The sequence below is a fragment of the Actinomadura soli genome (assembly GCF_005889715.1).
Classification (GTDB): Bacteria; Actinomycetota; Actinomycetes; order Streptosporangiales; family Streptosporangiaceae; genus Spirillospora; species Spirillospora soli.
In genome coordinates, this window is the sequence record NZ_VCKW01000356.1 from 1 (window position 1) to 6,684 (window position 6,684).

Consider the following 6,684-nt stretch of genomic DNA (forward strand, 5'->3'; position numbering starts at 1 on the left):
CGGCAACCCTTTGGGGGGCCGCAGGCTTCGCCGCCTCCGACCGGGTTCCAGGCGCCTCCGGGGCCGGTCCAAGGTCAGGGGCAGGGTCCTGGCGGCAAGTCGGGTCTGCTGGGCAGGCTTCGGGGCGGTGGCTCCGGGCTGCCCGGTGGCGGCGGCGGTGGCGGCCCGAAGAAGTTCGTCACGCCGCTGATCATCACCGTGGCCGTCCTGGTGCTCGCGCTGATCGGCGGCCTGACCCTCGGCGTGCTGTTCTCCGGCGACGACGGCGGGGGCGAGAAGGACAAGAAGAAGACACCCGAGATACCGAAGGACTTCGTCGCGATCTCCCACGACTCGGGCAAGATCAAGGCCGCGGTGCCGAAGGCCTGGCCGAAGGGCACGGCGGAGTCGACGTGGTCGCCGTCCACCGTCGGCCTCAACGACGCCCAGCCGCGCCCGGTGCTCCGCGCGACGCCGAACAAGGCCGCGTTCCTGGGCGACGGCAAGGGCCCGGGTGTCTTCATCGGCGTGACCACGGACGTGCGGCAGGGCCAGTTGCCGCCGCCGAGCGTGTCCGCTCACGGGCAGTGCACGAAGGCCGAGCCGGAGAACTACACCACCCCGGACAAGGCCCTCAGCGGGACGATCACGCGCTTCACCGCCTGCAAGGTCGGCACGCCGTCCGTCACCGAGGTCGGCCTGCGCGACAAGTCGGGCAAGTTCGGGCTGTGGATCCGGGTCAAGGAGACCGACGACCGCGAGGCGACGAAGGACATCCTCGACAGCCTGAAGGTCACCGGCCCCTGACGGGCCGCTCTCACCCTCGCTGACCTGCCAGATCGCGGGCGGCCATGGCGCCGCGCGCTCTCCCCGTGCTGCGCTCCTCGAAGCTCGGTGTTGCATCGCGACCGGTTATCGATATATCGTTAATGCATCGCAACCGATCACTAGAGAAGGAGACTGCGATGCACGAGCAGAAGAAGAGAAGGCGCGGCGGCTTCCGGGGGCCCGAGGAGCGCGGGCGCCGTGGAGATCCGTTCGGGGCGTGGGGTCCCGGCGGCCCCGGCGGACCCGGATTCGGTCCCGGGCCCGGCCATCGCGGACGCGGTGGACGCGGGCGGCGGACCCGGCGCGGGAACGTCCGGGCGGCGCTGCTCGCCCTGCTGGCCGAGCGCGCCATGCACGGCTACGAGATGATCCAGGAGCTGGACGAGCGCACCGGCGGCGTCTGGCGTCCGAGCCCCGGCTCGGTCTACCCGACCCTCCAGATGCTGGAGGACGAGGGCCTGGTCACCAGCCAGGAGGACGGCGGCAAGCGGCTGTTCGCCCTCACCGACGCGGGCCGTGAGGAGGCGTCGGCGCAGACCATCGCCCCCTGGGACGAGGTCACCGAGGCCGCCGGCGAGAACGTCATGCGCGGACGCGAGGCCATCGGCCAGCTGATGGTCGCGCTCCAGCAGGTCATGGCGGTCGGCAGCGAGACGCAGAAGGCGCGCGCGCTGGACGTCGTCAACGACGCCCGACGCCGCCTCTACGGCATCCTCGCCGACGACCCCGAAGCCGAATAGGCCCGATGCCGGATGTGCGCGGAGCAGTGCGAATCCGCACCGGCCGAACCGTGTCCAACCGAAACCATGTCCGACTGGAACCGTGTCGGACCGAAACCGCCGCGGCCCCGACTGGTCGCGGCGGTTTCGTGTCAGGGCGGGAACGGGGCCTCTTTCGCCAGCTGGTCGGCCATGTTGAGCTGCTTCCACACGTACAGCCCCATGTCCTTGCCGGTGATCTCACGCCGGACGGGGACGTCCACCGTGGCGCGCACCAGGTACGTCGAGCCCGGCGGCAGGTACGTGTCGCCGCCCTCGCCGGGGATCGGCTCGCCGCCCGCCAGCCGCCGCACGACCCGGCTCTTGGTCGGCGGAGTGCACATGTCCTCGGGGACGCCGGCCTGCGGCATGCAGCGTCCCTGCGCGTCCGGCGCGACGAGGGTGCGCTTGACGAACACGTCGCCCGGGAAGTCGAGCAGCACCTTCTGGTTCGTCGGGTTCGTCAGGAGGTACTCGACGTAGGCGAACGACGTCCCGGACGGCGGTGACTGGAACGTCGTCACCAAGCCGCCGGCCACCCCACTGCTCACCGCCGCGATCCTGTACCTGGCCCCGTCGGCCGTGCCGACCTCGATGGCCTTTCCGGCGCGGGGCAGCGGTACGTCCGGGCCTCCTGCTCCGGCCACCGGACCGGGGGTGGTCGTGCCGCCGTCCCCGGATCCGCGCGTCAGGACGAGCCCGACCGTGACCAGCCCGGCCAGGACGAGAGCGCCCGCCGCGACGAGCCCGCCGCGACGTCCGCCACGCCTGCGCGCCCCGCCCTGCCGTGCCCGTCGGCGCGATCCGAGCCGTACCTGGACGCCGCTCGTGTCCCGGAGGCCCATCGGCCCGGGCATGGGCGGCGGCTCGTCCTGCTCGTTGTAGGCGCCCTGGGCCTCGGGAGCGCCGGCCCATGCCGCGTCGCCCCGATGCTCGGGCGGTCCGGGGGGTTCGGGCGGGCGACCGGCGACGAAGGTGTCGGCCACCTGCGGGTTTCGCGGGGTCGGCGGCGCGTGGACGATGGGACGTGACGGAGCGCCCGGCGGAATCGGCACGCCCGGCGGCGGTTGCGCCTGCGGGTAAGGCTGCGCCTGCGGGTGCGGCTGCGGGGAGTGGCCAGGGTGGATCGGTGTCCCCTGCGTCGGCGTGGCCTTGGCGGGAATGCCATGGGGAGGCGTGTTCCTGATATCGCCCGGACGACGTGGGACTCCTGATTCCGTGCCCACCGTCAGCCTCCCCGAGGTCGCGCGCGGTCCCCGTGAACCACATATGCCGTAATCCACCATATTTTGACTCAATTGGACGTATAGTCCACCCGCGCCCCCGGTGTCACGCGAGATCCGGCAAGGCGGCAGGCGGCTCTTGTCACTCGCCCCGCCGCAGGAGGAGTCAGCGGTCCCTGTCAGAACGAGTCGGCGAGGGTCTTGAGAAGGTCGACGACGCCGGATGGTCCGTCCACCACGAGGTCCGCCCGTTCGGCCAGGGCAGTGACCTCGGTGGATCCGCTGCAGACCAGCACGCCGGGCACGCCCTCCGCGCGCAGCGACTCGACGGCGTCGAACGCGGCGAGGTCACCGAGATCGTCCCCGGCGAACAGGACGGCGGACGGACGCTCCCCCCGGTCGGTGATGAACGTGCGCAGCGCCATCCCCTTGTCCATGCCGGGCGGGCGCAGTTCGAGGACGAACCGGCCGGGCTCCAGGGTCAGCCCGGTGCGTTCGGCGAGCGCGGCGAGGATGCTCCGCAGCCGTTCGAGCGCGACCTCCGGCTCGGCGCAGCGGCGGGTGTGGACGGCGAGCGCCTGTCCCTTGTCCTCGACGAACGTCTCGGGCGGGGCGCCCGCCGCCGCGAGGACCTCGGGCAGCTTGGCGCGGGCCTCCGCGACGCCGGGCAGCGGCGCGGGCGCGGTCACGACGCCGGACTCCCAGCGTTCGAGCCCGTACTGGCCGAGGACGACGAGCCCGTCGATGCCCTCGAATCCGCCGTACTCGACGGCGACGGCGGCGGGACGTCCGGTGACGATCACCAGGGCGCCCATCAGCGGGGCGAGCCGCGCCAGCGCCGGGGCCGCGCCCGGATGGGCCCGGGCCGAGGCCGGGTCGTCGACGATCGGCGCGAGCGTGCCGTCGAAGTCGAAGCCGAGCACGGCCTCGGCCGGGTTCTTGCGGATCGCGTCGAGGCCGCCGGTTCCGGCGGCCGTCATGGAGCGGGGAGAGTTCACAGGACCAGTGAACCTTCTTCGCCTGGGGTGTCGCCAGGGACGCGCTGCGTGGCATGCCGTCCGAGGACGACAGGACTTCAGGAAGGTCCGCCCTGGTCAGGGGAACGGGTCAGGGGCGGATGCCGAGCCGGCGGGCCGCTCGGCTGCGCTGCCGCTGCGTCCGCATCCGGCGGAGGCGCTTGATGAGCATGGGATCGCATTCCAGCGCCTCGGGTCGGTCGATCAGGATGTTCAGGAGCTGGTAGTAGCGCGTCGCCGACATGTCGAACTTCTCGCGGATCGCCTGCTCCTTGGCTCCGGCGTACTTCCACCACTGCCGTTCGAAGGCGAGGATGCGGCGGTCGCGCTCGGAGAGCAGATCTGGGGGGAAGGCGGCTTCGTCCGCTCCGCCTTCGTCATCGGTTACGGGTGGTGCGGTAGGGGCATCGTCCATGCTTCCGTCCTGTGGGGGGACGTCACCGCGGGGGTCACCGGGGGCGTTCGCCGCTCGCATCAGGTCCCCTCTGTGGTTACTGATCCCGGGTCGTCCGGGTTCGGGCGGGTGTCATGTTACGCGTCCGCGCCGACAAGTTCCGGCGGTTCCCGGGGAACGGCGGCCGGTGGTTCAGTGCATCACATCCCCGTTCACCTGGGGATCTTCAATGCCGTGTGTCACAGGGTGAACGTCCGTCCCAGCAGCCCCTGAACATATGCACACTACATGCGTTAGGGTGGGGGTTCGCAGCGTCCGGCCTCCGCCATGCCGGGACGGAACGGAGACCTTGCATGCCGACGGACACCTCCGCTCCCGAAGGCGCCGACCGCGAAGCGGCCTTCGAGGAACCGGGCGGCACAGCGGAACCACAGGAGCCGCCCGAGCCGCTTGAGCCGCTCGACGAGCAGGAGCCGCACGGCGAGCAGCTCGCCGACCCCGTCCTCGTGGACATCGGGGCGGCGCTGTTCCATCTGCGCCGCGTCTGGGCTAAGCCCGACCTCATGAAGCGGATCCGCGCGCAGACGCCCGGCGAGCGGCCGCTGCAGATCTCCAACCTGATGGTGGTGAACGCCGTCGCCGCCCTCACCGCCGCCGCCGAGGAATCCGAACCCGCCGATGCCGCGGACAGGTCGTGCCGCGAGGTCACCGTCGGCGCCGTCGCGGAGCGGCTGGAGATCGATCCGTCCACGGCGAGCCGGCTGGTCGGCCACGCCATCGACGCCGGGCTGCTGTCCCGGCGCCCCTCGCCCGTCGACGCGCGCCGCGCCAACCTCGGGCTGACCGGGGCGGGACGCCGCGTCAAGCGGGTCGCCGACCGGTTCCGCCGCGCCTACCTCGACGAGCTCATGACCGGATGGTCGGCGGGCGAGCGGGCCGAGTTCGCCCGGCTGCTCACCCGTTTCGCGGACGCGGCCGTCCGAGTACCGAGGTACTCGGACGGCATCGACGAGATCTTCAAGGAAGCCGGGGCCGCCGACTAGCCGACCGGCCGCCCCCGCATCCCGGTGCGGCCGGGTCAGGTTCCGTTGCGGAGTGTGGAGACGCGCATGAGGTACTCGTCCTCGTCGATCTCGCCGCGGGCGAACCGCTCGGCCAGCACCGACTGCGCCTTGGCCAGCGGGTCGGCGGCCGCCTTGGCCGCCGTAGCGGTGGTGTTCATCCGGCGGCGGATCAGGTAGAACGCGGTCCCCAGCACGGCCAGCCAGAACAGGCCGAACGTGATCGGGAACACCGGCCAGAAGGCGGGGGCGTCCCCGCCGTCGTTCCAGGGACCCGAGCCCGGGTGCATCGCCGCCGCCTGCGTCGCCAACGTCGTCAACATGGTTCATCGACCCTTCCTGTGTTGTTCGGATGAGTCGATGCTCGGCGAACGGTACGGGGGCCTGCATCGTCTGGCCGGAGGCTCCCGCGATACGCCCGGCGTAGTACCACGGGCGGTGCTCCTTCACCCGCGGGCGTTCGCCGGTGCCGACCGGGTTCGCCGGCTCACCGCGGCGGCCTCACCACCAGGGCGGCCCGTAGTCCTCGTCATCGGAGGAGTGTGAACGCCGCGAGTGCCGTCCACGCGGCTCGTCGTCCAGCCAGTCGGCGGAGGCGGCGGGGTCCATGGGCTGAACGGGCCCGCGCAACGGCTCCTCATCGGATGGGAAGGCGGGGAACGCGCCGGTCGGCTCCTCGTCCCCGGGACGTACCGGCGAGGACCACGGGAGGTCGTCCGCCGGGACGGGCGGGATGGGGGCGGTGAGACTGCCCTCGGCCGTTCCCGGGAGGTCGAAAGAGCCTCGCCGGAACGCGTCCCAGCGGTCGTCGTCGGACCCGGGGTCACCACCTCCGGGCGAACCGTTGAGGGCGGCACCGTTGGCTCCGTTCAGCCGCTCGCCGTTGTGGCCGCTGTTGCCGACCTCGTGACCGTTGGCGGTGTGCCCGTTCCCGCCGTTCACCAAGAACTCGCCGGGGTCGAACGGACGCAACTCGCTCGACAGGATCGGCGGCCGCTTCAGCGGCGGCTCAGGGGGCTGGCCTAGGTCGGGCTCGTCGTTCGTATCCCAGGATTCCGTGTCCCACGACGAAGTTTCCGTGTCCCACGACGAAGTTTCCGAATCCCAGGAGGAGGTCTCGGTGTCCCAGGACAGGGCGCCCCACGAGCCGTCCACGGGGTCGGACGGCGGCGCGTCCACGGGCAGGGGACCGGGCGGCGGCGCGCTCAAGGGCGTCGGGTCCGCCGGTGGGACGTCAGGAATGGGCGGCCGCGGGTGCACTTCGGTGCTCTGCCAGAGCGGGACGCTGACCGGCGCGATCTCCGGCCCCGGCTCCCCTGCCGAGCCGACCGCGTCGGCCGGGTAGGCGGAGTCGGCCGGGTAGGCGGAGTCGGCCGGGTAGGCGGAGTCGGCCGGGTAGGCGGAGTCGGCCGAGTAGGCGGGGTC

6 protein-coding genes and 2 pseudogenes are annotated in these 6,684 nt (G+C 72.1%); 3 read left to right on the forward strand and 5 right to left on the reverse strand.

Annotated features, from left to right (window positions below; all coding sequences use genetic code 11):
- Positions 1-786: pseudogene (locus ETD83_RS37905) on the forward strand (serine/threonine-protein kinase); the annotation flags it as partial.
- 158 nt (positions 787-944) lie between these two features.
- Complete coding sequence (locus ETD83_RS37910) at positions 945-1,547, forward strand: PadR family transcriptional regulator (RefSeq protein ID WP_138650023.1); 603 nt, start codon at positions 945-947, stop codon at positions 1,545-1,547.
- 131 nt (positions 1,548-1,678) lie between these two features.
- Here the strand turns inward: ETD83_RS37910 and ETD83_RS37915 are convergent, their stop codons facing one another.
- From ETD83_RS37915 to ETD83_RS37925, 3 genes are all read right to left on the reverse strand, one after another.
- Complete coding sequence (locus tag ETD83_RS37915) at positions 1,679-2,551, reverse strand: hypothetical protein (protein ID WP_138650024.1); 873 nt, start codon at positions 2,549-2,551, stop codon at positions 1,679-1,681.
- 416 nt (positions 2,552-2,967) lie between these two features.
- A complete protein-coding gene (gene otsB / locus ETD83_RS37920; RefSeq protein WP_138650025.1) occupies positions 2,968-3,768 on the reverse strand; it encodes a trehalose-phosphatase in 801 nt (266 codons plus the stop codon).
- 127 nt (positions 3,769-3,895) lie between these two features.
- Entirely contained in the window at positions 3,896-4,219 is a 324-nt protein-coding gene (locus ETD83_RS37925) for a DUF3263 domain-containing protein (RefSeq protein WP_205718107.1), read from the reverse strand.
- A 332-nt stretch (positions 4,220-4,551) separates the two neighbouring features.
- On the opposite strand from ETD83_RS37925, the gene ETD83_RS37930 reads away from it, so the two are divergent.
- Positions 4,552-5,241, forward strand: coding sequence for a MarR family winged helix-turn-helix transcriptional regulator (locus ETD83_RS37930; RefSeq protein ID WP_138650027.1), 690 nt, complete (start codon positions 4,552-4,554; stop codon positions 5,239-5,241).
- 35 nt (positions 5,242-5,276) lie between these two features.
- On the opposite strand, the gene ETD83_RS37935 is transcribed toward ETD83_RS37930, so the two are convergent.
- Positions 5,277-5,582, reverse strand: coding sequence for an SHOCT domain-containing protein (locus ETD83_RS37935; protein WP_205718108.1), 306 nt, complete (start codon positions 5,580-5,582; stop codon positions 5,277-5,279).
- 178 nt (positions 5,583-5,760) lie between these two features.
- Positions 5,761-6,684 (reverse strand): annotated as a pseudogene (locus ETD83_RS37940) (hypothetical protein); the annotation flags it as partial.